The following is a 26,742-nucleotide window of genomic DNA, read 5'->3' as shown; positions in this document are numbered from 1 at the left end:
ATGCAGTGTGCGATGATCGATCATCGACATTGTTCATAAGTCTCGTACTTATTCAGAAAAGGCTGCTTTTATCAACAATGTGGTAAAAAGTGGTAAAAAGTGGGTAAGAGTTTTCTATATTTGACTATAACAGTCGATTAGGCCCATTTTTAATGACCAATTTCATAGGAACATACGAGTGTAAAGCAGACGCAAAAGGTCGCTTTATGATGCCCGCCGCAATCAAGAAGCAGTTGCTTCCTATGATCGAGGAAGGTTTTGTGATTCGCCGTTCCATATTCCAGCCTTGTTTAGAGTTGTATCCTATGAAGGAATGGAATGCAGTGATGGAAAAAATAGGCAAGCTTAACCGGTTTAAAAAAAATCATAACGACTTCATACGCCTTTTCACTGCAGGTGTAAAAACCGTTGAGGTAGATGCAAATGGAAGACTGCTCATCCCTAGGGATTTAATTGGTTTTGCTGGAATATCTAAGGAGCTTACAGTGGCTAGTGCTATCAATATTATTGAAATCTGGGATAAAGACAAATACGAGGAAGCTGTTGGTGCCAGTGCGGCAGACTTTGCAGACCTCGCTCAAGAAGTAATGGGAAATGACACAACAGACCTCTTATCATAATCCAGTCCTGCTTAAGGAATCTGTAGATGGGCTCGACATAAAACCTGACGGTATTTATGTCGATGTTACCTATGGTGGTGGTGGCCATTCTCGAGAGATCTTAAGTAGACTAGGCCCGCAAGGTAAATTGTATGCTTTTGATCAGGACCCAGATGCACAACGCAACATCATTGAGGACGATAGGTTTGATTTAATACCTGAAAACTTTAGATACATCAAGCGTTTTTTACGGCTTTATGGGGTCAAGCAAGTTGATGGTATCCTAGCAGATTTAGGAGTGAGCTCCCATCAATTTAACGAGCCGTCTCGTGGGTTCTCCACCAGGTTTGAGTCACGACTTGATATGAGGATGAATCAAAAATCAGAGCTGGACGCCGTGAAGGTGCTCAATCAATATGATGAATCTGATTTACGTAGAATATTTAAGGAGTACGGTGAGTTGCGCAACGCGCCACGAATTGCTAAAAGTATTGTTGCTAGTAGACAAAATACACCCGTACAGACCGTAGAAGATCTCAAGAAGATATGTGCTCCACTAGTGCCAGCACGTATTGAGAACAAGCAAATGGCTCAAGTTTTTCAAGCCATACGTATAGAAGTAAATAGAGAAATGGAGGCCTTGTATGAATTTCTAGAACAGGCTAGAGATTTACTGAAAGTAGATGGTCGCTTGAGCGTGATCTCATACCACTCCTTAGAAGATCGTCCGGTAAAACGATTTATTCGCAATGGGTTATTTGAAGGCGAACCAGAAAAAGATGTGTTTGGAAGAGTTAGCGTTCCCTTCAAAAAAGTAGGAGGGCTTATCGTTCCTAGTAAGGAAGAGTTGAAAGAAAACAGTCGCGCTCGCAGTGCAAAATTGCGCATCGCTGAACGGTTAGAGCAAGAATAATATGGCAGCCAAATTCTATGACTTTTTACGAGGTGGTTTCCTGACCAATCAAGATGCTTTCAAAAATTGGAAGTTCATGCTGTTTGTCACAGGTCTTGCTTTATTTATGATCTGGACTGGTCATCGTTTTGAAAGCAAGGTTCATTACATGGGACAGCTTAGCGATGAGGTGAATGAATTGAGAAGTGAGTATGTCGATGGCCAGCGACAATTGATGTTCCTGCAAATGGAGAGTACTGTAGCCAGTCGACTTAAAGAAACAGGCATCGCTCCGCCTAAAGAGCCGCCTTATAAAATCATAGTTAATCGCACTAATTAATGGCAACCACAGATAAGAACATCTTGTACCGCATCTATGGCGTGTCTATTTTCTTTGCCGTGGTGGCGATCGCTATCGTGGCGCAGATCGTGCATATCCAGTTTTGGGAAGGAAAAGAGTATCGAGCCAAAGCAGAGCAGCGCATCTTCCGCAATCAAATTGTAGATGCGAATCGTGGAAACCTTTACGATGCTAACGGTCAGTTGCTCGCGACGTCGATAACTAAATATGACATACGCTTTGATGCAGTGGCTCCTGGTCAAGATGATTTCAATAAAGAAATTGAACCTCTGGCAAGTTCGCTTTCGCGAAAGCTGAACGTCCCCAAATCAGAATTGCTTAAAAAGTTTCAAAAGGCAAGGACGAACAATTCAAGGTATTTAGAGATTGCCAAAAATATAAGCTTTACTGATTTACAAGAAATCAAGCAATTTCCATTATTCAAGCGTGGAGCTTACAGAGGAGGTTTGATTGTTGAGCCTCATGTTGAAAGAGAATACCCGCTAGGTAAAATGGCCGAACGACTGGTTGGGTATGACGAGCCGGGTAAACCAAGTGTTGGTCTGGAAGGCGCTTACCGTGCATTTTTGAAAGGTGATGACGGTTCTAGATTAGAACAAAAGATTTCAGGTAATGAATGGCGCCCTATAAATAATGTCAATGAGATTGAGCCTAGAGATGGGCGCGATGTGTACACTACTATAGATGTGAACATGCAAGATGTAGCGCATCATGCGTTGTTAGAACAATTAGAATATTTTGAAGCAGACCATGGTACTGCTGTGGTGATGGAAGTCGCAACTGGAGAGATCAAAGCCTTGTCTAATCTGGGCCGCTCCAGTGATGGTAAATACTTTGAAAAGCGCAACTATGCCTTGTGGGAGTCTCACGAGCCGGGTTCCACCTTCAAGTTAATGAGTGTGATTGCAGCATTAGAGGATAAGGTGATAGATACGAGCACAGTATTCGATACTCAAAACGGGAAAATATCTTATTACGGAAGGAATGTACGAGATTCAAAATATGGAGGTTATGGCAAAATAAGCGTTGCCAAAGCCTTTGAGCTTAGTTCCAACACTGCACTTGTCCAAATGGTACAAGAAAATTATGCTGACGATCCAGAGCGCTATGTGGATCGACTTTACAGCATGAACATTCAAAATAAATTGGGGCTTCCTATTATAGGAGAAGGAGCTCCACTGATACCACATCCAGACGATGCAAACTGGAGCGGTCTTTCCTTACCGTGGATGGGATTCGGTTATGGGGTTCAAATGACACCCTTACAAACATTGACATTTTATAATGCCGTTGCAAATAATGGCGTGATGGTGAAGCCACGATTGATCAAAGAGGTTCGTTCAAAAAATAAATTAATAGAAAAATACGATCGCCAGATCATCAACCCATCCATTTGCAGTCAAGAAACTATTGACAAGGTAAAAGTGATGATGGAAAATGTGGTGCGTCGTGGCACCGCACAAAATTTGTACAGTGAGAATTTTAGTATGGCAGGAAAAACAGGTACTTGTCAAACGGAATATTGGAAGAGTGCAGGAAACTACATCGCTTCTTTCGCAGGTTATTTCCCAGCAGATAAGCCTAAGTACAGTTGTATTGTCGTAATCCACAAGCCTAATACCGCTAAAGGATACTATGGCAACATCGTGGCGGGACCAGTTTTTAAAAAGATTGCTCAAAAAATATACGCTAGTAACCCACGTGCAGACGAGATCAATCTACCCAAAGAAGTTCCTTCTGAAATTATCAAAAACAAGGAGGTCTATTATACAAAAGCTAGAAAAGCCACTAAAAACCTACCCGACTTGCGAGGTATGGAAGTTATGGATGCCATTACCATCATTGAAAACATGGGGGCAAAGGTCAAGATTGTAGGTTCAGGGAAAGTATCCAGCCAAAGCATCAAGCCTGGGACTGAAATCAATAAGTCACATCAAGTTATTCTTACTCTATCATGAAAAAACTGAGAGATTTATTATACAAAGTAAGCATCGATAAAGTCGTTGGTGTTACTGATGTAAACGTAGAAAAAATTGTCTTTGACTCTAGAGCGGTAGCAACTGATGATGTTTTTGTGGCTATCAAAGGAACAGCTAGTGATGGGCATGAATATATAGAGAAAGCTATAGAATTAGGAGCGCGTGCCATGGTAGTAGAAGAGTTACCTACTGACCAGAACAGCGATGTAACATATGTAGTAGTTGAAAACTCTCATAAAGCGCTGGCACTTATGGCAGCAAATTTTTATGAGAATCCTTCCCGCGACATGAAGCTCGTAGGAGTTACTGGTACGAATGGGAAAACCACCACTACAAGTTTATTATATCAGCTTTTCAAAAACTTAGGATATAAAACAGGTCTTATTTCTACTGTTGAGATCTTAATTGATGGTAAATCCATTGCTACAAAGCATACCACTCCAGATCCTATGACCATCAATGAACATCTTGACGCTATGAGAGGCGCAGGTGTAGATTATTGTTTCATGGAAGTCAGCAGTCACGGTATTGCTCAAGAAAGAGTCACTGGTTTGCATTTTGCCGGTGGAATTTTCACAAACCTTTCTCATGACCACTTGGATTACCACGCCACTTTCGCAGAGTATCGAGATGTGAAAAAACGATTCTTTGATGAATTGCCAGCTACTGCTTTTGCTATCTACAATAAAGACGATAAAAACGGACCAGTCATGGTTCAGAATACGAAAGCTATAAAATTAGGTTATGCATTAAAAACCTATACGGATTATCAAGCGCAAATTTTAGAAAACCAATTTGGCGGATTGCTCTTGAAAGTAAACGGTCACGAGTTGTGGACTAAAATGATAGGGGAGTTCAATGCCTATAATGTACTAGCCATTTATGCCTGTGCTATGGAATTAGGTTTGACAGAACTTGAAGTTTTGGAAACAATTTCTAAACTCGACGGTGTGGCAGGACGATTTCAATACTTCACTACCGCTAAAAGTCACATTACCGCTATTATAGATTATGCCCATACACCGGATGCACTTAAAAACGTATTGGAAACTATCAATAGCATTCGTACAAAAAATGAAAACCTGATTACCGTAGTAGGCTGTGGCGGTGATCGGGACAATACCAAGCGCCCTATCATGGCAAACATAGCCACCTCGTTAAGCGATAAGGTGATCCTGACCAGCGATAATCCAAGAACTGAGGATCCACTTACAATATTGAAAGAAATGGAGTCTGGTGTCGAGCCTCAAAATTTTAAAAAGTCCATTACGATTGCAGATCGAGAACAAGCAATAAAAACGGCAGCCAACATGGCTGGCGAAAAAGATATCATTCTCATAGCTGGGAAAGGCCATGAAACCTATCAAGAGATCAATGGCATACGTCACGATTTTGACGACCGCTTAAAGATTACCACCATACTCAACCAACTAGAAAAATAACATGCTCTATTACCTATTTCAATATCTGGAAAGCGAGTTTCAAATACCTGGGGCCTCATTGTTTGAGTTTATCACCTTCAGGTCTGCGATAGCCTTTGTTTTTTCTTTAGGATTTTCAACTATTTATGGGAAGCGCATTATTAATTATCTGCAGCGCAAGCAAGTAGGTGAAAGTGTACGTGATCTAGGTTTAGAAGGTCAAGCTCAAAAAGCAGGAACTCCTACAATGGGTGGGGTAATCATCATTCTGGCGACTCTAATTCCTGTTTTGTTATTGTCCCAATTGGATAATATTTATGTTATCATGCTTATAGTCACAACTGTATGGATGGGTTTGATAGGTTTTGCTGATGATTACATCAAGATCTTTAAAAAAGATAAAGGCGGTTTGAAAGGCTGGTTCAAGGTGATAGGTCAGGTAGTACTAGGGTGTATTATCGGTGCCACGATGTATTTTCATGAGGACGTTACCATCAAGGAAGAAATTGTAAATCCTCAGGCCTCACAGGAACTCAGTACTCAAAATTCTCCAGTAGAATTTGGCCCAGCAGAACAATCTACTAAGACAACCATTCCATTCGTAAAAGAAAACGAGTTTGATTATGCATCCTTACTGACATGGATCAATCCAGACCTGGCTAAATATGCCTGGCTCATTTTTATCCCTATCGTCATATTCATTGTAACTGCAGTCTCCAACGGTGCCAACCTCACAGACGGGATCGATGGACTCGCCGCGGGAACCAGTACCATCGTTGTCATCACGCTAGCGCTTTTTGCATGGATTTCAGGAAACATCATTTTCTCAGATTACCTCAATGTGATGTACATACCCAACTCTGGCGAGATGGTGGTATTTGTCACTGCCTTTGCAGGTGCTTTGGTTGGATTTTTATGGTACAATACGTTCCCAGCTCAGGTGTTTATGGGCGATACAGGAAGTCTAACCATAGGTGGAATCATCGCAGTATTAGCTATCGCTACACGCAAGGAGCTATTGATTCCCATCCTTTGCGGTGTATTCATCATGGAAAATTTATCTGTGGTTATGCAAGTGAGTTGGTTCAAATACACCCGAAAAGTTTCAGGTGAAGGCCGTCGCATCTTTTTGATGTCGCCATTGCACCATCATTACCAAAAACGTGGTTTTCACGAGAGTAAAATAGTAGTTCGCTTCTGGATTGTAGGAATTTTACTCGCTATCATATCCATCGTAACACTTAAAGTACGCTAATGAGCCAGGAAAAATTCACATATAATTTTTCAAACGTGGTCGTCCTCGGTGGTGGTATCAGTGGCGTTGGTGCAGCCTTGCTGGCATCTGACCGTGGTTATGAGGTGTTTTTGAGCAATAGAGATGAGTTGGATTCCGCTTTCGCGAAAGCGTTACAAACCCAAAACATTCCCTACGAGACAGGAACTCATTCCATTGACCGAATTCTTAAGGCAAGCCTGATTGTGAAAAGTCCAGGCATTCCTGATACGGCACCGCTTATTGTACAGGTAACTGAAGCAGGTATACCCGTTATTTCGGAAATCGAATTTGCTGCCTCGCATACAGCGGAGACCATCGTTGCTGTTACCGGTAGCAATGGTAAAACCACAACCACCAGTTTATTAGGACACGTTTTCCAGGTAGCCGAATTGGATTATACCATGGGAGGAAACATAGGTAAAAGCTTTGCCCAGCAACTGGTAGAAGGACCTGCCGAACACCGATTGCTGGAAGTAAGTAGTTTTCAGCTAGACGGGATCTTAAACTTCAAACCTCACATTGCTGTATTGCTTAATGTGACTCCAGATCACCTGGACCGCTACGATTACAAATTTGAAAACTACATAGACTCTAAAATGCGCATCGCTATGAATCAGGATGAAAATGACTTCCTAGTTTATAATGCAGACGATGAGGCGATTACCAGCGCAATAGAAAAAAACAAACCAAAATCTACACTAGTTCCTTTCTCGATGACAAGAGAACTGGAATACGGTGCATCACTTTCAAACAACACAATAAAGGTCGCGATTGACCAAACTCCATTCACTATGCCGATTGAACAACTTTCCCTCAAGGGACAACACAACACTGCCAATGCTATGGCAGCAGCAACCACCGCTAAACTTTTAAAAATTCGTAAGGAAACGATCCGGCAGAGCATGCAATCCTTTCAAGGTGTAGAACACCGCCTAGAACAGGTGCTTAAGATTAACAAAGTGCAGTACATCAATGATTCTAAAGCCACAAATGTCAATGCCACTTTCTATGCACTTGATAGCATGGAGCATCCTACTGTCTGGATTGTAGGTGGTGTGGATAAAGGGAATGATTATTCCCAGCTCTTTGGTCTAGTTAATAAGCATGTAAAAGCTATTGTGTGTTTGGGAACAGACAACTCTAAAATTGTAAATGCATTTAGTGGGTGTGTGGATCAAATGGTAGAAACAAATTCAATGGAAGATGCAGTACGCGTAGCTTATAAGCTAGCGGATGCTGGGGACAATGTATTACTAAGTCCAGCTTGTGCCAGTTTTGATTTATTTAAAAATTATGAAGACAGAGGCCGCCAATTTAAAGACGCCGTAAGAGGATTATAAGTTGAAAATTAAAGATTACATATCTGGAGATTTATTCCTGTGGGCATTAGTAGTAATGCTTGCGATCTTCTCGTTCTTGCCTGTGTACAGTGCGAGCAGCAACCTTGCATACCTCAATGGTGGCGAGGGGAATACTTTGAAATATATAGTCAAGCATTTTGCACATTTAGTCTTAGGCCTAGGTATTGCCTATGCGGTACATAAAATACCTTACAACTACTTCAAGGGCCTAAGCTTTATTATGTTGCCCATTGTTGTAGTGCTGCTCATTTTTACTGCCTTTCAAGGTACACAGATGGGTGGTGCAAATGCAAGCAGGTGGATTCAAATACCAGTAGTGGGTGTTGGCTTTCAGACCAGCACTCTTGCCGCTGTAGTGCTGATGGTTTGGGTAGCGCGCTACCTGAATTCTATGAAGGATAAAGTGATCGAATTTAAAAAATCGCTCTTGCCACTTTGGCTTCCGGTAGGCTTAGTCTTGATGTTGATCTTGCCATCTAACTTCTCAACCACGGCTATCATCTTTTTGATGGTGTTGTTGATTTGTTTTATAGGAGGTTATCCGTGGAAGTACTTACTAGGAATCGTTGGAGCTGGATTACTAGCCCTTGCATTTTTCATTTTGTTAGCGAAGGCCATGCCTGGTGTATTCCCTAATCGGGTAGATACTTGGGCGAGTCGTATTGAAAGCTTTGCAGGGGATGGAGATTCTGATTCTGTATATCAAGTAGATAAAGCAAAAACTGCGATTGCCACAGGATACATCAGTGGTGTAGGACCAGGCAAGAGCCAGCAAAAACACTTTTTACCACAATCCAGCAGTGACTTTATTTATGCCATCATCATCGAGGAATTTGGTTTGATAGGCGGCGGTATAGTCTTGTTAGTTTATATGCTCGTATTGTTTAGGGTAGTCGTTATTGCAAATAAAGCAGATACAATTTTTGGTACTCTGCTAGTCATTGGTGTTGGTTTTCCTATCGTTTTACAGGCGCTTATCAACATGGCAGTGGCTGTAAATCTATTTCCAGTTACCGGTCAGACCTTGCCGCTCATCTCCAGTGGGGGAACTTCCATCTGGATGACATGCCTCGCTATCGGAATTATTTTAAGCGTCAGTGCAAAAAGACAAGCTATTAAAGCTCAGGAAACTCCTGAGGAAGAGTTGAACCCCTTAGACGTTCTCAGTGAAGCCTTATAGAATCATCATATCAGGTGGTGGCACTGGTGGTCACATTTACCCAGCGATCTCGATTGCAAATGAATGCCGTCGACGATGGAGCGATTGTGAGATCCTTTTTGTGGGAGCTCAAGATCGTATGGAGATGGAGAAAGTTCCTGCGGCTGGTTATGAGATTAGAGGTCTGTGGATAAGCGGACTGCAGCGCAGTTTATCTGCTAAGAATTTGGCATTTCCCTTCAAGGTGGTAAAGAGTTTATTAGACGCCAGAAAAATTATCAACGACTTCCAGCCAGATGTGGCTATTGGAACGGGTGGTTATGCCAGCGGGCCATTGCTTTATATGGCGCACCGCAACCGTATTCCAACCTTAATACAAGAACAAAATTCTTATCCCGGAATCACAAATAAACTATTGGCAAAAAGCGTCCAAAAGATTTGTGTAGCAAGCGATCACATGGAACGTTTCTTCCCTAAAAATAAAATAGAGCTCACCGGTAATCCAGTGCGTCAAGATCTGATTGATATTCCAGTGAATAAAAAAGATGCTTTGTCTCATTTTGGGTTACAGACAGATAAGAGTAGAAAAGTCCTTCTTGTGTTAGGCGGCAGCCTAGGAGCTAGAAGAGTGAATCAGCTGATAGAATCCCAGTTACAAAATCTAGAGCAAGATGTGCAAATCTTATGGCAATGCGGGAAGCTTTATTACGAGCAGTATAAGAATTACAATTCTGAAACCGTGAAGGTGTTGGAATTTGTAGACCGTATGGATCTCGCCTACGCTGCTGCAGATGTGATCATTTCTCGAGCAGGTGCCGGGACAATATCAGAGTTAGCGCTGGCAGGTAAACCCGTTCTTTTCATTCCATCACCTCATGTGGCCGAAGATCATCAAACTAAAAACGCCTTAGCAATTCAGGACGAGGATGCGGCATTAATGATACGTGAGCAAGAATTGGAAGATAATTTCCCAGTCATCTGGAAACAACTTATTTCAGACCAGCCTTTGCGAGAAAAATTGTCAGCAAACATTTCGAAACTCGCTAAACCTAAAGCAACAATTGACATTGTAAATCATATAGAACAACTGCTACATGCGTGATTTGAAAGACATAACCCATTTTTATTTCGTCGGCATCGGCGGTATAGGTATGAGTGCGCTAGCAAGATATTTGCATGCCCAGGGTAAAACCGTTTCAGGCTACGATCGCGTGATTACATCCTTGTCTAAAAAGCTGGAAACAGAAGGGATTACTATTCATTACGATGACAATTACGAGGTTATTCCAGCAGAATTTAAGAATCCAGACACCGCTCAGGTGGTTTATACACCCGCTGTGCCGCAAGGATTTGGTGAGATGGTTCGCTTTCGCGAAAGCGGAATTCCCATCACTAAACGTGCGCAATTGCTAGGTCAGATTTCTAAAACAATGACCTGTCTAGCTATTGCCGGTACCCACGGTAAGACAACAACTAGTGCAATTCTTGCTCACCTGTTGTATAATAGTGAGGTAAAAATGACCGCCTTTTTAGGTGGGATTCTAGAAGGATATCAGACCAACTATCTGAATTCTGGAACAGACGTTATGGTCGTGGAGGCAGATGAGTTCGATAGATCTTTTTTACAATTGCAGCCTGATTATGCTGGAATTACAGCAATAGATCCAGACCATCTAGATATTTATGGAAGTGCTGAAGCCTTTGAAGAATCTTTTAAAGAATTTGCTGGACTAGTTTCTAAAGACAAGCTTTTTGTCAATACTGCTATAAAGTGGGAAGCCGCCACGGTAGGTGTGGAGAATGGCGATTTTCATGCAGAGCATTTGACCATCGTTGATGGTGCGTATCACTTTGATTTTCATACGCCAGATTCCATAGTAAAAAACTTTTATCTCAAACTTCCAGGACGTCACAATTTAGCTAATGCCTTACTCGCACTTTCCATAGCACATCAATATGGTGTTGCTATTGAAAAGTTACGAACAGCACTAGCTAGTTTTCAGGGTGTAGAAAGACGATTCAGTTATCGTATTGATACTTTAGAAAGAGTGCTTATTGATGATTATGCCCACCACCCAACTGAAATCGATGCTGTGTACCATGCGGTGGCAGAAATGTATCCAGGTGAGAAATACACGGTAATTTTTCAACCGCATTTGTATTCTAGAACTAACGATTTTATGGAAGACTTTGCAAGGAGCTTAAGTCAATTTGACTGCGTGGGCATCTTAGATATATATGCAGCCAGAGAAGAGCCTATGGAAGGCGTGGACTCTGCTGTGCTATGCCAGCGCATTGGGGAGCAAGAAAATGCACCAGTGGTGAGTACAGTAGTGCAAAAAACAGATCTCGCCGAGTTTATTGAAGAAATGGACAACCGAATTGTTTTGATGTTAGGAGCTGGAGATATAGGAGTAGAAGTGGAACGAGTTAAAGAAAAATTAAGTCAATGAAAGGATTAAAAGACATCTTGATTTTGATGCTTATAAGCTTATGCGTTTTAGGACTCTACGCCTTTGCTGGAGCACGTCATATGCAAAGAAATTTGACTGATATAAATATCTCATTTACAGATTACAGCGACCCTCTTGTCTCAGAAATAAACGTTAATAAATTGTTGATACAAAAAGAAGATACACTAGGGAAGCCGTATGTAGAAAATTTAGATTTGAATAAGAGTGAAATGCGCCTAGACGCCCACCCAATGATTAGAACCGCAGAGGTTTCTGTTGATTTGAATGGTCGCTTAGATGTATTGGTGGAGCCACGAGTGCCTATTGCCAGAATACTGGGTACTACTGACGTCTATTTGGATAAGGATAATAAGATCATGCCTTTGTCAAGCGAACACTCTGTTTTAGTACCCATTGTTACAGGATTTAAGGAAGCATATCAAGAAGAGTTATATGCATTCCTTTCAGATATAAATGAAGACCCATTGCTAGATATGGCGATTACACAAGTTGGTTTTGATAAAAATGGTAACGTAACCTTGAGATTGCGTGCGCATGATTTGAAAATACAACTGGGAAAAATAGAAGGCTATGACTGGAAGTTGCAAAACTTTAAAGCGATGCTAGCCAAAATGGAGAAGGACAAAACGGTCGATCAAGTAGAAAAAATTGACTTGAGATTTAATCATCAAGTAATTGTAGTTAAAAAGAGTTAGAAGATGGAACCACAAGAATACGCAGTAGGACTCGACATAGGGACGACTAAGATCGTAGCCATGATAGGTCGCAAGAATGAGTATGGCAAGCTGGAGATCCTGGGAGTAGGGCGATCTAAAAGTTTAGGCGTACACCGTGGTGTGGTGAATAACATCACTCAAACCATCACTTCCATACAGCAAGCTGTTGCGCAAGCAGAAACAGTTAGTGGTATGCAGATCAAAGAAGTGACTGTTGGTATTGCTGGGCAGCATATACGTAGCTTACAGCACAGCGACTACATTACTCGTGGAGACAGTGAAACTGTGATCAATCAGGAGGATATCACAAAACTTTGTAATCAAGTATTTAAACTGGTAATGCTTCCTGGAGAAGAGATCATACACGTTTTACCTCAAGAATACAAAATTGACGGTCAATCAGAGATCAAGGAACCTGTTGGAATGTACGGCGGTCGACTAGAGGCAAATTTCCATGTGGTGGTAGGCCAGGTGGCATCCATACGCAATATTTATCGCTGTGTGAAAAGTGCAGATCTTAACTTGAGTGATATCACACTGGAACCTCTTGCCAGTGCAGAAGCTGTGCTAAGTCAAGAAGAAAAAGAAGCGGGTGTTGCCCTTATCGATATAGGTGGTGGAACTACAGATCTTGCCATTTTTAAAGATGGTATCATACGTCATACTGCGGTAATCCCACAAGGTGGAAACATCATTACACAAGATATTAAAGAAGGTTGCTCGATCATAGAAAAGCAAGCGGAACTGCTGAAGACAAAATTTGGTAGTGCCTGGCCTGGAGAAAATAAAGAAAACGAGATCGTTTCCATACCAGGATTGCGTGGACGTGAGCCCAAAGAAATTACGCTTAAGAACTTGAGCAAGATCATTCATGCTCGAGTGATCGAGATACTAGAAACCGTATTTGTAGAGATCAAAAACTACGGTCACGACGAGCCTAAAAAGCAATTGATAGCAGGTGTAGTGCTTACAGGTGGTGGTAGCCAGTTGAAACATATCAAACAGTTAGCAGAATATGTGACTGGAATGCCTAGCCGAATAGGTTATCCTAATGAGCATCTCGCAGGCGACAGCGATACAGAAAGTACCAGTCCACTATTTGCAACAGCCGTTGGATTAGTACTGAAGGGATTACAAGCACAGGAACTAGAAATGGCTGAGAAGAAATCAACCGTTCAACCGGTATCGCCTAACAGTTCTGCGACATCGCAACCAGCTAAAGAAGTTGAAGAAATAGAAGAGCCAATTGAAGACCAACCTTCCGTGACTCAACCTAAGAAAACTAAAGGGATTTTTGAAACCTGGGCAAATAAGTTCAAAGACTTCCTTGATAAAGCGGAATAAAAAAAAGAAAAAGAAGCAAGACGTGTTCACCAGACCGTCATAAATATATAAGTAGTAAAAGTAGCAGCATATGAGCAACGACGATTTTAACAGCATAGCATTTGACCTCCCTAAGAACCAATCTAACGTGATCAAGGTGATAGGTGTAGGTGGCGGTGGTAGCAATGCCATCAAGCACATGTTCCAGCAGGGCATCAAAGGGGTTGATTTTGTGATTTGTAATACAGATTCACAAGCCCTAGAAAATAGCCCAGTTCCTAACAAAATTCAGTTAGGAGTTTCCTTGACTGAAGGTCTAGGTGCAGGAGCAAATCCTGAGGTAGGAGAGCGTGCTGCCCAGGAGAGCATTGAAGACGTACGTGCCATGCTGGATAGCAGGACTAAAATGGTTTTCATTACCGCAGGAATGGGTGGTGGTACGGGTACAGGTGCTGCACCGGTAATTGCTCAAGTGGCTCGCGAGATGGAAATTTTGACTGTGGGAATCGTCACTACGCCTTTTCATTTTGAAGGAAAAGTACGTAACGAGCAGGCTCAAAAAGGAATAGAGAAATTCCGCAAGAACGTTGACTCTCTGGTAATCATTAACAACAATAAACTGCGTGATGTATATGGAAACTTAGGTTTCAAAGCCGGTTTCAGTAAAGCAGATGAGGTACTTGCTACAGCCTCTCGTGGAATTGCTGAAGTTATTACAAACCACTACACGCAAAACATTGACTTGCGTGACGCAAAGACTGTTTTATCAAATTCAGGTACCGCGATCATGGGTAGTGCACAAGCAACAGGCTCTAATCGTGCTCAGGAAGGAATATTGAAAGCATTAGATAGTCCATTGCTGAATGACAACAAGATTACCGGTGCTAAAAACGTATTGCTACTTATCGTTTCAGGTGCTGAGGAGATTACAATTGATGAGATAGGAGAGATCAACGAGCACATCCAGAGCGAGGCAGGCGGTGGCGCAAACATCATCATGGGAGTGGGCGAGGACGAATCTCTTGGCGACGCGATTGCCGTTACTGTAATTGCCACGGGATTTAACGCAGAGCAGCAAAATGAAATCTCAAATACTGAGGGAACTCGCATCATCCATACTTTGGAGGAAGATCAGCGTGCGACTAAGGTATTGGACGAGACTAACGATAGAGTTGTTGCTGGAACCTTAATCATGGATAAGGATGATGAAGTGGAGCAGAAGGTTGATAATGAGTTCGCTTTCGCGAAAGCGGAAACCCCACAAACTCCTGAACCAGTTGTAGAGCCTTCAGAACCCGTCATCATTATGCATGAATTAGGAGATGAGGATCCTGAAGAGATGATCGTACCAAAATCTGAGAACCCAATAATTCCAACAACGGAATTTATCAAGAACTTAAATGTAGTTTTTGAAGAAGTTCTAGATCAAGAGCCAACGCTTATTGTTACGCCACAAGTTGAAGTTCCTAAGGTACAGGAAGAGTTCTTTGAGCCTGTCTCAAAAACAACCACTCCAGAGCAAGAAGAGGAAAAAGACCAGTTTCTATTAGATTTTGATCTGCCATTAACGAGATCACAAGAGCCTAAAGAAGAAAAGATCACCTACCAGTTGGAAGACATAGAGGTAAATGATCCTATCAATGTGATTCCAGTTACAGAAGTTTCCAATGAAGGTATCAAGAAATATTCTTTAGACGACTATATGGAAGTAGAAAAGCAGCTAAATAACGCAGCTCCAGCAGCTAAGAAGCCCGTGGTGAATGAGGTTCATGTTTCTACATTAGAAGAACCTAAGCAAGAGACAGTAAAGAAAGAGGTGCTAGAAAACCTGGATCCGACTGATTTACCTATAAATGAAGTATTGAAAATGCGAGCTGAAGAGCGTAAGCTCAAGATGCATGCCTATAACTTCAAGTTTAAAAGCAGCCATCGTCTGGATGAGATAGAAAAGAAACCAGCCTACCTGCGTCAAGGTATCGAGCTGGATAAAAATCCTTCAGACAGTGACCGTTCCAGAACCACCTTGTCCACTGATGAAAATAACGACGTTCAATTAAGATCTAACAATTCTTTCCTGCACGATAACGTAGATTAATTACCCTAGTGTCCCCTTGTAGATGAGCCCGATGTCTTTTAGATTTCGGGTTTTTTTTTGTGTTTGATAATTCTATAACGATCTGTTAGAGGGTTATTCTATTGACTGGGTATTCTGTATTTTTGTATTTCAAAATGTGAATTATGAGTTTAGAAACTAAGGTGATGACAGCCATGAAGGAGGCGATGAAAGCTAAAGATCAAACTGCACTGGCGGCACTACGTGCTGTCAAAAGCGAACTGCTATTAGCTAAAACATCTGGAGATGCTAACGGCTTGACTGAAGACGAAGAGGTAAAACTGGTTCAAAAACTAGTAAAGCAGCGCAAGGACAGTGCTCGCATCTATTCAGAGCAAAACAGAGAAGATCTAGCGGAGCCAGAGTTGGCACAAGCTCAAGTATTGGAACAATTCTTACCAGCTCAATTGAGCGAGGAGGAGATTGAAGCCGTGGTAGCTGAAATTATTGTTAGAACAGAAGCTAGTGGTATGAAAGACATGGGTAAAGTTATGGGAATGGCAAATACACAGCTAGCAGGAAAGGCAGATGGAAGAACAATTAGTACCCTTGTAAAGGCAAAATTGTCTTAAGTTTGTAACTTCGTTTAACGAATTAATGGCCTCGTGGCGCAACTGAATACCTGCCTGCCTGCCGGCAGGCAGGGCGCAAATTAATCAGATATGAGTTATCATGCCTATGTAATTGAGAGTCAGAAGGACGGGAGATGGTATAAAGGCGTTACAAAATCGATTTCAAGTAGGTTGATTGAACATAACTCTGGAAGGACGCCCTCTACAAAACCCTATAGGCCGTGGTCGTTGGTTTACAGTGAAGAATTTAAGACATTTGCAGAAGCAAGAAAAAGGGGAGTTTACCTTAAATCAGGAATTGGAAGAGAATTTCTGAAAACAAAAATATGGCCTCGTGGCGCAACTGAATAGCGCATCAGATTTCGGCTCTGAGGGTTGGGGGTTTGAATCCCTTCGAGGTCACGAATAAATAGGAATGCCTTGAAAATGTCTGAGCTCGCTCAAGTATTTTCAAGGCATTTCTGTTTTCAGAGCGGAGCTCTGAGGGATCGCACAGCAATCCTTTTTTATCATCAGATCAAGCTTACCTGAATCTGTAAACTCGACTTTTTATTGGTTAAGTCTTTTTAAGACCCAGAAATCTAACGATAGTCAAAAAAAAACCGCTTCATTGAGAAGCGGTTTCTAATACTATAGTTTTTTACTAGAGTGGACATAACGGCCCACCGTTGCGACTGCTACCATCTACTACTTCCAGTTTACCGAATATAGATCCAATCCCTATAGGCTGGCTGCAGCTGGTGTGTATTTCTTTTTGCTGTACACCATTAATATAGACATAAACTTTACTAGACAGAGTTCCTTGGTTGTCTTGACCTGTGATGTTTACAACATCACCATCATCAACAGTTCCATTGAAAAGTTCCACATTGTTTTTAGCCTGTACTAGCTTTAGGTTGACACCATTTTCACCTGCATATTCTAGAGCTAAATAATCAACTTTGCCATCACAAGTGTTACACCCTGGAGGCACATCATCAATTGAAATATCGCACAATGGCCCGCCATTGCGACTGCTACCATCTACAATAATGAAATCATCGACGGCGTAACCTATTCCAATAGGCACACTACAGCTGGTGTGAATTTGAGCTACTTGAGTTCCGTTTACAAGAATGTAAACCTCAGTACTTAACGTCCCTTTCTTGTCTTTTCCTTCAACTGTAAATTGTGTTCCTTCACCTATTCTGTTATGGTATAACATCACATTGTCTTTCTTCTGAATGACCGTAACTAATACAGTTTCAGATCCAGTATATCTAAAAGTTAATCGATCGACTTTACCATCACAAGGACCACAAGGTATCGGTGGGTTGTTTATGCCTATGTTTCCTTTTGCGATAATAGTTTCTAATCGGTCCATACTATAATGAGGACCCACATAATATTCGTGATTGTTTACAAGTTCATCATAACCCGCTACATCACCATTGTCCATGAATTTGAAAAATGTTTGACTTATTCCAGTGTTACCGTCTACTGGGTTTAAAGTTTTCTTACGATCTCCTCCTTGACCAAAAAGGCCTTCATGAATATGAACTGGGTGCATAATACCTTCTATCGTATTCTCTAACTTAATGTAAGCTTCAACACCCATGTCACCTGCATCTCTCATGGTGATTTCACCTTGAATTCCAGGAACATCTGCTTCTTCTAATTTATAGGTTACTCGAGCTGCATCTTGGGGAATAACCGTAAAATTAGGTTCCTGTTGCATGTCGACTTCTGATTCGTTCTCACTACATGAAGTAGCCAGAACAAAAGCTGCTACACATAGCAGTTTGCTTATAGTAACTATCTTTTTCATCTTGTTTATTTTAGATCAAGGTACAACTCTATCTCTTAGACAAAATAAATTTTCTACAAAGTACCAGATGTTTAGTTTAAAGTCAAATTTGAAATAATCCCATGCAATTAAACCAATCAATTGAGTAGTTTGTCAGATAGATATTTCTTAATAAAACGTTGGGGTTTAGTTAATTGAAAGAATATAAATAGGTTTTCACAGTCGCATTTGAGCTGTATCACATCCATTATTTTTAACAATATGGAGTGGTTATAAATTCTAGTAAGAGCTAGATTAGACTAAAAAGCCTCAGCGATGCTTAAGTAAATTTCATTCGTCCCACGACCGAAACCGAAATCCAATCTGAGATTTAAATTTTCCTCTTTATCAATTTTAAAACGAACGCCTACACCATAATTTGGCTTGAGTCCACTGAATTGGAACTCGTCGATATTATTATACACATCTCCTGTTCCTAGGAAGGCCACGGCACCTATTCTAGAATTTTTAAAGTTCTTACGATACTCAACTTGAGTAGCAAGAAAGTCTCGATCAAGAAATCTTCCTTCTCTATAGCCACGCATGATTTCACTGCTACCTAGAAGAGAGAATTCTGAAAAGGGCGATTTACCTCTAACAGCACGACCTACAAATTGAAATGCTAAAACATCCTCATTATTTTTAGAAACTCTCAAAAAGTGCCTGAGGTCCATACGAGTCAGGTTGAAATTATTAGTTCCACCTAAGACTTCACCGTACTTGCCGTGAGTAAACTCGAGATACCATCCTGTAGAGGCATTCAGGATTATATCTCTACTGTCGTATAAAGCGGCAACTTCAGCACCTACTGATGTGGATCCTTCAAAACCATCCGGCCTGTTTATCGCTAATAACCCATCCTCTTCTATCTCAGTGTTATAGATGTGATTGAATCTGAACCCACCACCAATAAACAAGTGTTCTAAGAACATCTGTTTGAGAAAAATGGGTTCTATAAGGAGTTGATTGTATTCATACACCTCTTCCGCAGATTCTTCGGTTCGATTACCGGTCCCGTAATAGAGTCTAGGATAGTTCTGTAGTAAAATATTACCTTCAATGACCCATTTTTCTTGATTGGTAAATATTTCAAAACCAGAATATAAAAAGTATTGATTATTCAAGGTGTATTGAAAGGTAATAGGCATATTAGAAACTCTTGTTTCTTCACCGCTTCCTGCAAATTTAAAAAGGTACTTTGCGCCTATACCAAAAGCAAAATTTGTTTCAGGAGAATAACTGATTACTGGCGCTGCAATAAATTTTGATGGGTAAATGGAGGAGTCTAACGCTACAGATTTTCTATTAGGATAGAACGTGAAAAATTCTTGTAGGGCATCAATATTTTGAGAGAAAGCAGGGTAGGGTATTAAGTATACTGCCAGAACCAACAGCAACATTAACGTAGATCGAGAAGTTTTAATATTTCGCAAGTTTTTTAAGCGAGCAAAGTACTTATTCTGTGGGCTATGTATTAAGCTATGTTGGCACTTTGTGATAAAATTAATAGCGGACGATGGGCATACCGCCGCTATTGAGAGGTAAATTAGAATTCAAGCAGAGAATTGAATCTCAGACTAAGAGGCATTGTTGTCAATGGATAAACAGGCTTGAACATTGCGTTGAGCAGGAATAATTTCGCTTTCGCGAAAGCGAAAAAACAACTTAATTTTCCGTCACGGGAGTCTCTTCTTTTATCGTATTGAGAATGTTTTGTAAACTATCGATCATCACGCTATCCACCACTACTGGAGGGTTTCTAAATAAAGAATCTTTAATTCTTAAGGTTTCTAGGTAGGTACTATCGCTTTTGAAAAAGTCAGTTGCCTCTGCTGCTGGCTGCTCTGCAAAGTCTGGACAGGGAAAGTAGGGAGAGTCATATTCAAAGTTGGTCAGCATAGGCCTAGACCAACTGCTTAGGCTTTTAAACATAGAAGCTACCATAGGCATTGCGGTATTGGCACCACTACCCATATAGGTGCTTTCAAAATGCACGCGTTTGTCGCGAGCACCTACCCACGAGCCAATTACCACCTGGGGTGACGCAGCAATGAACCAACCGTCGCCATTATTTTGAGTGGTCCCAGTCTTACCTATAATATTGTAAGGAATATTCCAATTGCTAAATCCAGCTCCAGTACCATTTGTCAATACCTCGCCCATCATTTGCTGCAATTCTCTAATACTCTCACCTGAGGCAACCCGACCATCGTATTGAGGTTTGGCTTGATATAAGATGTTTCCCTCTTGATCTTGAATTTCTTGAATCATAAAAGGAGATACTTTATTACCTCCATTCGAAATACTTGCATAAGCGGTCACCATTTCCATCAGGCTGATGTTGGCAGTGCCGAGGACGATGGAAGGGACTTCTGGAATGTCTGAAGTGATTCCCATCCTCCTAGCCTTATCGATGGTATTTGATACACCCACTTGTAATTGCAATGCAGCTGAAACGGTATTTACTGAATTTGCTAAAGCTCCATGGAGACTGTAGCTGCCACCATACTTGCCGTTGCTGTTTTTAGGTTGCCAGTCCTCATACTTGCTATACGTGCGTAGAGAGTTGTCATAGAATCGACAAGGATCTATTCCTTGATCTAAAGCGGTCAAATAGGTGATAGGCTTAAAGGTAGAACCTACCTGGTTTTTACCTTTCACATTATCTATTTGAGAAAACCCGTAATCAATCCCACCTAAATATCCTAAAATAGCACCACTGCGACTGTTCATAGCCAGAATACCTGTGTGTAATCTAATAATCGAGTTGATGATACTGTCTTGAACGGACTGTGGCCTGGGTTCGAATCCTTTTCCTATCTCCCAATATTTACGATCCTTAGTTTTACTCAAATAATTTGCAATTTGCGCATCAGTCGCACCTTCTTGCTTCATCTTTTTAATGATAGGTTGCTTTGCCATCAGATCAGCTATAAATGCTTCTTTACCACCTTCTGTGGTTTTGCTGGTCCAGTGTTTATCCATCAATGTTTGCAAGCGTACCATATTGCGCTCCATGGTCTGCTCAGCATAGCGCTGTATATTGGGCTGTAGAGTAGTGTATATTTGAAGTCCGTCTAGTTCTAGATCGTAAGTCTCACCATCAGGACCCGGATTTTCTGCAGCCCATTCATTAAATTCTTGTCTTATGTATTCTTTATAATATCCAGAAAGCGAAGAGTTTTTCTCAGGCGTACTGTATTTGAGTTCGATAGGTGTCTTAGCAGCATCAGCCTCTTCTTGAGTAATAGCATTGTTTTTTACCATTTGCTGGAGCACAACATTGCGGCGGTTAGTTGAGTTTATTGGGTTCTTTCTAGGATTGTAATAGGAAGGAGCTTTGAGAACCCCTACCAAAGTAGCAGATTCTGAAAGGCTTAATTCACTGGGGGTCTTGCTAAAGAATCGTTGAGAAGCCATCTCAATACCATACAAATTCTCACCAAAGGAAACCGTATTGAAATACAGCAGCAAGAGTTCCTCTTTAGAATAAATAGACTCTAGGCGCTTTGCAATGATGACTTCGCGCATTTTATTAATAGGAGTGCTTAAGAACCATAAATCCTTCCGACCGAAAACGTTTTTAGCAATTTGCTGTGTTACCGTACTACCGCCACCTTTACCTTGTTGCATGAGTATAGATTTTATAAAAACACGTGCGTAGCTTCTGTAGTCAATTCCAGAATGCTCGTAAAATCGAACATCCTCCGTCGCTACGAGAGCTTGTACTAAGTATGGGTTCAATTCTTCAGCCTCAATGTTGCTTCTATTTTGAAGATAATAAGTGGCAATAGGTTTTTTATCGCTGCCATAAGCGGTAGATGTAATCGGGTTCTCCAGTTTAGCTAATTCCTTACTATTAGGGACATGTCCAAATAGACCTGCCCATGTTCCTATAAAAAGTAGCAGAACAAATGCAAACCCTGCAAGCACTGCAAACCCAAAAGATTTAAAAGGATGTTTTTTTATATAGTGAAGAAAATCTTTTCCTTTAGACAAGAAAGAGTTTTGGGTAGATTCAGTGGTCATTAAAACTTATTTACGTTCCAGAGGGTTAAGATAAGAATTTTGCAGAGAGATTTCATTTCAACTCTTTGACCATTTAGCGACTGTCTTTACATTCACCCCCCTAATAGGTTCTATTTAAATCAGGTAGGTTTTCGTGCTCTTTGTTAACATTATACTAGTGTACCATTCAAGACATCAACATAATACTATCTTTGCACCGCTTTAAAACGAGCTGTAGCTATGGAGCAATACTGGACATTTGCCATTACTGTATTTACTGGACTTTTTGCGATCACCAACCCGATTGCTAATGTCCCTGTTTTTCTAGGCCTTACTGAAGGTGCAGGAAACGTAGAGAAGAATCGCATCAATAAAAAGGCAACCACGACTGCTTTTTTAATTATTATGCTGTTTACCTTACTGGGCAAATTCATTTTTGATTTTTTTGGAATTACAATTCCTGCCTTTAAGATAACAGGTGGACTGCTCATATTTTATGCAGGATTCCGCATGTTGCAATCTAAAAAGTCCAACCTTAAAACATTAGACACAGTAGATGTAGATGAAAATATTGCCATATCCCCACTAGCCATTCCTCTTATTGCGGGCCCTGGAACGATCGTCACCACCATGAATTTTGTGACTGATGCCTCTTATCTCTACATAGGTATTGTAGTTGCTATCGCAGGATTGATTTGCTGGATGAATTATTTGGCATTTCGTTATAGCACATTTATTGTAGATCGCATTGGGAATAATGTGATCACTGTCATTGGAAAAATTATGGGGCTGATCATTGCTATAATCGGTACCACCATGGTTATCGATGGTATCAAATTGGTGATCGAGCAAGCATAATTGTTGTAGATGTTCGCTTTCGCGAAAGCGAAATTCCCCCATTAAATTCCTCATATATATTAGTTCTTAAGGATTTTACTGGATTCTGATATATCCCTCTTTAATTTCTTTTTCAACTCCTATTTTCTTAAATTTAGGTAGAATTTTTCCTTATGAGTGCAATTTCTAACCACGATTTAGGATATGCCCAAGTGTATATCTTTCAAAATTATTTGATCAATCAAATTAATGATGGGGTAAATGTGGGTATGGAACACGTTGAGGTGTTGCGGGATATGATTACAGAACATTTTGGGAATCGCAAAATGGTTTACATAAGCAACCGTACCAATTCTTATTCAGTTAACCCATTAGTATATCCATTAGTAGGGCGTATACGCAATCTTGAAGGAATGGCCATCGTTACAAATTCAAGGTTAAACATTCAAAACGCAAATTTTGAAAAAGTTTTTTATCACAAACATTTTGAAATATTTCAGACTATGGATGAAGCCATCGTATGGGCAACAGAACTTATCTCTAGCGCTGATGTGTTGACTATCTGATGTGGACAACAACATAAATTAAAAAACCGCTATCCTTTTATAGAATAGCGGTTTTTACATTTACAAAGTTGCAATTAATCTTCTGTTTCAATAACCAGGTAGTCCAGTTTTAGAGCATTAAACTTGTTGTTGAATTCCTTGATGTCTGTGTCAAGAACCTGATTGAATTTGCTAAGCTCCTGATTAATTTGGGCTGTCAATTCGTTTTTAACAGCTATATCCTGTGCTGTAGGCCCAAAATCACCCATAGTAACCAACGCATTAAGGTGAGCCAATTTATTCGTCAATTTAATGGGGAAGTTTAAAGGATCTTGACCGCTGCGGTTTTGAGTTTGGTACAATGCTTTTTCCACTTCACTAAACTTAGTTTTCATGCTGTCTGCCAGGACAAGCATTTCCTTGATTCCATCTTCTTTACGATCTCCATAAACCGATTTGAAAGCTGTCAATTTCTTATTGAAATCTCGAATGTTTTTAATCGAAGCATGTGCTTTATCTACTGTACTATTAACGTCAGTCACAAATTCAAATTGAGACTTCATGTCCGCTTCAGTAGCTTCACTTATAGGAGTTCTTTTAATAGTAATAGGCTGTGTTTGCTTCACTCCATTAACTTCCAACTCTACAGTGTAGGATCCAGGAACTGCTTTAGGTCCTGAAAGATCTGCCCACCAAAGGATCATACCATCCAATTCTTCTGCACCTTCATAACTAGTGTCCCAGCTGAATGAGTTTGCTCCTGCCTCAGGCTTTAGTATGTCCTTTTTAGAATAAGTAGCATATTCCTTGATCAACTTATTACTGTTATCCATGAATCGTAGTGCGACACTATCTTTCTCTTTCAATTCTGGTAGGAAATAATTGATTTGCACACCTGACGGGTGATTAGTTCCTGCTGTTAATGAACTGCGACCACCGCGGCCTTCCATGCGATAAGATTCCTTAGGTTGAAACAACATCACTTTCTCAGTGGACGCTCCCTTTTTAGATTTCGGATAAGCAGCAGCTGCTTTCAAGCCTTGTCTTACCATAGATAAATCATCGTGAATCCATAAGCTGCGTCCTTGGGTTGCAATGACTAGATTATTCTGCTTTACAGCAAGATCTGTTATAGGTACTATAGGCAAATTCATTTGGAAGGATTTCCAGGTGGCTCCATCATCATTGCTTATATAAAGCCCTGTTTCAGTTCCTGCATATAGCAAACCTTTCTGCTCTTCATCTTCTCTCACGACTCTTGTGAAATGCTCATCAGGTATGCCAGATACTATTTTCTTCCATGATTTTCCGTAATCTGTAGTCCTGTATAAATAGGGAGCAAAGTCTCCTAATTTGTACCTAGTAGCTGCTAGATAAGCTACAGCTGGGTCAAACCTACTTGCTTCTATACTATTGATTTGAGCCCATTCTGGAAGGTCCATAGGAGTTATATCACTCCAGTTTTTCCCACTGTCTCTTGATAGGTGTACTAAACCATCATCACTACCTACCCATAATTCTCCTTCATTGAGTGGAGACTCTGCAGCTGCGAAAATGGTTCCATAATACTCCACACTAGTATTGTCTTGAGTGATAGGTCCCCCACTGGAAACTAATTTAGTGGGATCGTTACGGGTTAGGTCTGGAGAAATCGTTTCCCAGCTTTGACCTTCATTGCTGGTCACATGTACATGATTTGAGAAAGAGTATAGTTTATTGTCACCATGGCTAGAAATAAAGATGGGGAAATTCCACTGGAACCTGTATTTCATGTCCTCAGCACCATGTCCCATAGGATTGTCTGGCCATACATTAATCCCACGTTGGGATTTTGTTTTATGATTGTAACGGGTGAGGAAACCCCCATAACTACCACCGTACACAATATCGTTATCATTAGGATCCACAGCAATATGAGCGCTTTCTCCACCTGCGGTTCCTTCCCAGTCGGTCTCGGTTATCGATCCTCCAGTGGTTCTATGAGGAATCCTGATCGTTCCATTATCCTGCTGCGCCACATAAATTCTATATGGGAATGAATTGTCAGTAGTTACTCTATAGTATTGTGCGGTAGGCTGATTGTAGTAGGTTGACCAGGTTTCACCGCCATCATACGTGACTTGTGCGCCACCATCATCTCCCATGATCATACGTTTTGGATCTTCTGGTGCGATCCATAAATCGTGGTGATCGCCATGGGGTGCTCTATTACTTGAGAAATTATGACCACCGTCTGTAGACTTGTGGTAGGAAACATTGACAACATATACCGCGTCTTCATCCTGGGTATCTGCATAAATACGAGTGTAGTACCAGGCGCGTTGTCGCAAGTTGCGGTCGTCATTGGTTTTAGTCCAAGTCATCCCTGCATCATTACTGCGATACACACCACCTTGATCTTTGTTTTCTACAATAGCATAGAGTTTGTCTGAATTCACTGGAGAAACGGTGATTCCCATAATCCCTAATGTCCCCTTAGCAAAGCCTCCATTTTTAGAAATTTCAGACCAAGTCTCACCATAATCTGTACTTTTCCATAGCGCGCTGCCGTCACCACCACTACTTAAGCTATAAGGAGTACGTTGAATGCGCCAGGTAGAGGCATATAAGTTGCGAGGATTGGAAGGATCAATGATAAGATCTACCGCTCCAGCGAGATCATTTGCGAATAACGTCTTTTTCCAGCTTTTACCTCCATCTGTAGATTTATAGACACCTCTATCTTTAGACTCCTTATAGATGTTTCCTAGTACAGCGGCATAAACGATGTTGTGATCATTGGGGTCTATTGAAATGCGTGGCACATGTCGACTATTAGGCAAACCTGCTGGCTTCCAGGACTTACCAGCATCTACAGATTTCCATATACCATAACCACTTGAGACATTTCCTCTCACGGTTTTTTCACCACCGCCTACGTAGATCACATTATGATCGCTAGGTGCAACGCTCACGGCACCAATACTACCACCAAAATACCCATCAGAAATATTGCTCCAGGTACGGCCGCCGTCTGTCGTTTTCCACACGCCACCGCCTGTACTACCAAAATAAAATAGATTTGGTTTTCCTGGCACTCCAGTCACCGCCGCACTTCTCCCACCACGGAATGGGCCCAATAAGCGGAATTCTTGAGACTCGTAATATTTTTGAGCTTCTGGTGGATCGGGAAGTTGTTGTGAGTTCGCTTTCGCGAAAGCGAAAAAACATAGAACGGCTATCAAGTAATTGATTTTCATAAATACACAAATTTGGTCTTTAAAGATAGTAAATGGCGATTG

Annotated in this window: 21 protein-coding genes and 1 tRNA gene; 18 read left to right on the top strand and 4 right to left on the bottom strand. The window is 41.0% G+C overall.

What is annotated here, in order from left to right; genetic code table 11:
- The first annotated feature begins 152 nt into the window (after window positions 1-152).
- The 16 genes from mraZ to NMS_RS01535 all read left to right on the top strand — a co-directional run bounded on the left by mraZ (window position 153) and on the right by NMS_RS01535 (window position 16,648).
- Window positions 153-620 (top strand): division/cell wall cluster transcriptional repressor MraZ, encoded by a 468-nt coding sequence (gene mraZ, locus NMS_RS01605; RefSeq protein WP_041495070.1) that lies wholly within the window; start codon window positions 153-155, stop codon window positions 618-620.
- Window positions 595-1,512: a 16S rRNA (cytosine(1402)-N(4))-methyltransferase RsmH gene (gene rsmH, locus NMS_RS01600; RefSeq protein WP_041495069.1), complete on the top strand. Its 918-nt coding sequence runs from the start codon at window positions 595-597 to the stop codon at window positions 1,510-1,512. Before mraZ ends, rsmH begins: the two co-directional genes overlap by 26 nt.
- Before the next feature lies 1 nt (window position 1,513).
- Complete coding sequence (locus NMS_RS01595) at window positions 1,514-1,831, top strand: FtsL-like putative cell division protein (RefSeq protein WP_041495068.1); 318 nt, start codon at window positions 1,514-1,516, stop codon at window positions 1,829-1,831.
- Complete coding sequence (locus NMS_RS01590; RefSeq protein WP_041495067.1) at window positions 1,831-3,810, top strand: penicillin-binding protein; 1,980 nt, start codon at window positions 1,831-1,833, stop codon at window positions 3,808-3,810. Before NMS_RS01595 ends, NMS_RS01590 begins: the two co-directional genes overlap by 1 nt.
- Complete coding sequence (locus NMS_RS01585; protein ID WP_041495066.1) at window positions 3,807-5,273, top strand: UDP-N-acetylmuramoyl-L-alanyl-D-glutamate--2,6-diaminopimelate ligase; 1,467 nt, start codon at window positions 3,807-3,809, stop codon at window positions 5,271-5,273. The genes NMS_RS01590 and NMS_RS01585 overlap by 4 nt, the downstream gene beginning before the upstream one ends.
- A gap of 1 nt (window position 5,274) precedes the next feature.
- Complete coding sequence (mraY, locus tag NMS_RS01580) at window positions 5,275-6,507, top strand: phospho-N-acetylmuramoyl-pentapeptide-transferase (RefSeq protein WP_041495065.1); 1,233 nt, start codon at window positions 5,275-5,277, stop codon at window positions 6,505-6,507.
- Window positions 6,507-7,868 carry a UDP-N-acetylmuramoyl-L-alanine--D-glutamate ligase gene (gene murD, locus NMS_RS01575; protein WP_041495064.1) on the top strand — a complete coding sequence of 454 codons (1,362 nt, stop codon included), beginning with the start codon at window positions 6,507-6,509 and terminating at the stop codon, window positions 7,866-7,868. The genes mraY and murD overlap by 1 nt, the downstream gene beginning before the upstream one ends.
- A gap of 1 nt (window position 7,869) precedes the next feature.
- A complete protein-coding gene (locus NMS_RS01570) occupies window positions 7,870-9,069 on the top strand; it encodes an FtsW/RodA/SpoVE family cell cycle protein (protein WP_041495063.1) in 1,200 nt (399 codons plus the stop codon).
- Window positions 9,056-10,150, top strand: a complete 1,095-nt coding sequence (gene murG / locus NMS_RS01565; RefSeq protein WP_041495062.1) for an undecaprenyldiphospho-muramoylpentapeptide beta-N-acetylglucosaminyltransferase — start codon at window positions 9,056-9,058, stop codon at window positions 10,148-10,150. Before NMS_RS01570 ends, murG begins: the two co-directional genes overlap by 14 nt.
- A complete protein-coding gene (murC, locus tag NMS_RS01560; protein ID WP_041495061.1) occupies window positions 10,143-11,501 on the top strand; it encodes a UDP-N-acetylmuramate--L-alanine ligase in 1,359 nt (452 codons plus the stop codon). Before murG ends, murC begins: the two co-directional genes overlap by 8 nt.
- Window positions 11,498-12,217, top strand: a complete 720-nt coding sequence (locus NMS_RS01555; protein ID WP_041495060.1) for a cell division protein FtsQ/DivIB — start codon at window positions 11,498-11,500, stop codon at window positions 12,215-12,217. The genes murC and NMS_RS01555 overlap by 4 nt, the downstream gene beginning before the upstream one ends.
- A 3-nt stretch (window positions 12,218-12,220) precedes the next feature.
- Window positions 12,221-13,582 (top strand): cell division protein FtsA, encoded by a 1,362-nt coding sequence (gene ftsA / locus NMS_RS01550; RefSeq protein ID WP_041495059.1) that lies wholly within the window; start codon window positions 12,221-12,223, stop codon window positions 13,580-13,582.
- Between the two features lie 70 nt (window positions 13,583-13,652).
- Window positions 13,653-15,656, top strand: a complete 2,004-nt coding sequence (gene ftsZ, locus NMS_RS01545) for a cell division protein FtsZ (RefSeq protein WP_041495058.1) — start codon at window positions 13,653-13,655, stop codon at window positions 15,654-15,656.
- A 143-nt stretch (window positions 15,657-15,799) separates the two neighbouring features.
- Complete coding sequence (locus tag NMS_RS01540; RefSeq protein WP_041495057.1) at window positions 15,800-16,246, top strand: GatB/YqeY domain-containing protein; 447 nt, start codon at window positions 15,800-15,802, stop codon at window positions 16,244-16,246.
- 90 nt (window positions 16,247-16,336) lie between these two features.
- Window positions 16,337-16,597 (top strand): GIY-YIG nuclease family protein, encoded by a 261-nt coding sequence (locus tag NMS_RS13365; protein ID WP_052477009.1) that lies wholly within the window; start codon window positions 16,337-16,339, stop codon window positions 16,595-16,597.
- Window positions 16,575-16,648: transfer RNA gene (locus tag NMS_RS01535), tRNA-Arg, on the top strand. The genes NMS_RS13365 and NMS_RS01535 overlap by 23 nt, the downstream gene beginning before the upstream one ends.
- 241 nt (window positions 16,649-16,889) lie before the next feature.
- Here the strand turns inward: NMS_RS01535 and NMS_RS01530 are convergent.
- From NMS_RS01530 to NMS_RS01520, 3 genes are all read right to left on the bottom strand, one after another.
- Window positions 16,890-18,053, bottom strand: a complete 1,164-nt coding sequence (locus NMS_RS01530; protein ID WP_041495056.1) for a DUF7467 domain-containing protein — start codon at window positions 18,051-18,053, stop codon at window positions 16,890-16,892.
- A 278-nt stretch (window positions 18,054-18,331) separates the two neighbouring features.
- On the bottom strand, window positions 18,332-19,471 hold the full coding sequence (locus NMS_RS01525) for a BamA/TamA family outer membrane protein (protein ID WP_052476635.1): 1,140 nt from the start codon (window positions 19,469-19,471) through the stop codon (window positions 18,332-18,334).
- A gap of 265 nt (window positions 19,472-19,736) precedes the next feature.
- Window positions 19,737-22,100, bottom strand: a complete 2,364-nt coding sequence (locus NMS_RS01520; RefSeq protein WP_052476633.1) for a transglycosylase domain-containing protein — start codon at window positions 22,098-22,100, stop codon at window positions 19,737-19,739.
- Between the two features lie 219 nt (window positions 22,101-22,319).
- Here NMS_RS01520 and NMS_RS01515 point away from each other — a divergent pair, with 219 nt between their 5' ends.
- Window positions 22,320-22,937: a MarC family protein gene (locus NMS_RS01515; RefSeq protein ID WP_041495055.1), complete on the top strand. Its 618-nt coding sequence runs from the start codon at window positions 22,320-22,322 to the stop codon at window positions 22,935-22,937.
- A gap of 152 nt (window positions 22,938-23,089) precedes the next feature.
- Window positions 23,090-23,482, top strand: coding sequence for a hypothetical protein (locus tag NMS_RS01510; protein ID WP_041495054.1), 393 nt, complete (start codon window positions 23,090-23,092; stop codon window positions 23,480-23,482).
- Between the two features lie 74 nt (window positions 23,483-23,556).
- Here the strand turns inward: NMS_RS01510 and NMS_RS01505 are convergent, their stop codons facing one another.
- The gene (locus NMS_RS01505; RefSeq protein WP_041497358.1) at window positions 23,557-26,700 is read right to left on the bottom strand and encodes a WD40/YVTN/BNR-like repeat-containing protein; all 3,144 of its coding nucleotides are present in this window, start codon (window positions 26,698-26,700) and stop codon (window positions 23,557-23,559) included.
- Between the last annotated feature and the right edge of the window lie 42 nt (window positions 26,701-26,742).

Origin of the sequence: Nonlabens marinus S1-08 (assembly GCF_000831385.1) — a bacterium.
Lineage (GTDB): Bacteria > Bacteroidota > Bacteroidia > Flavobacteriales > Flavobacteriaceae > Nonlabens > Nonlabens marinus.
Note: the sequence above shows the minus strand (reverse complement) of the source record. Positions and strands in the feature narration are given on the sequence as shown.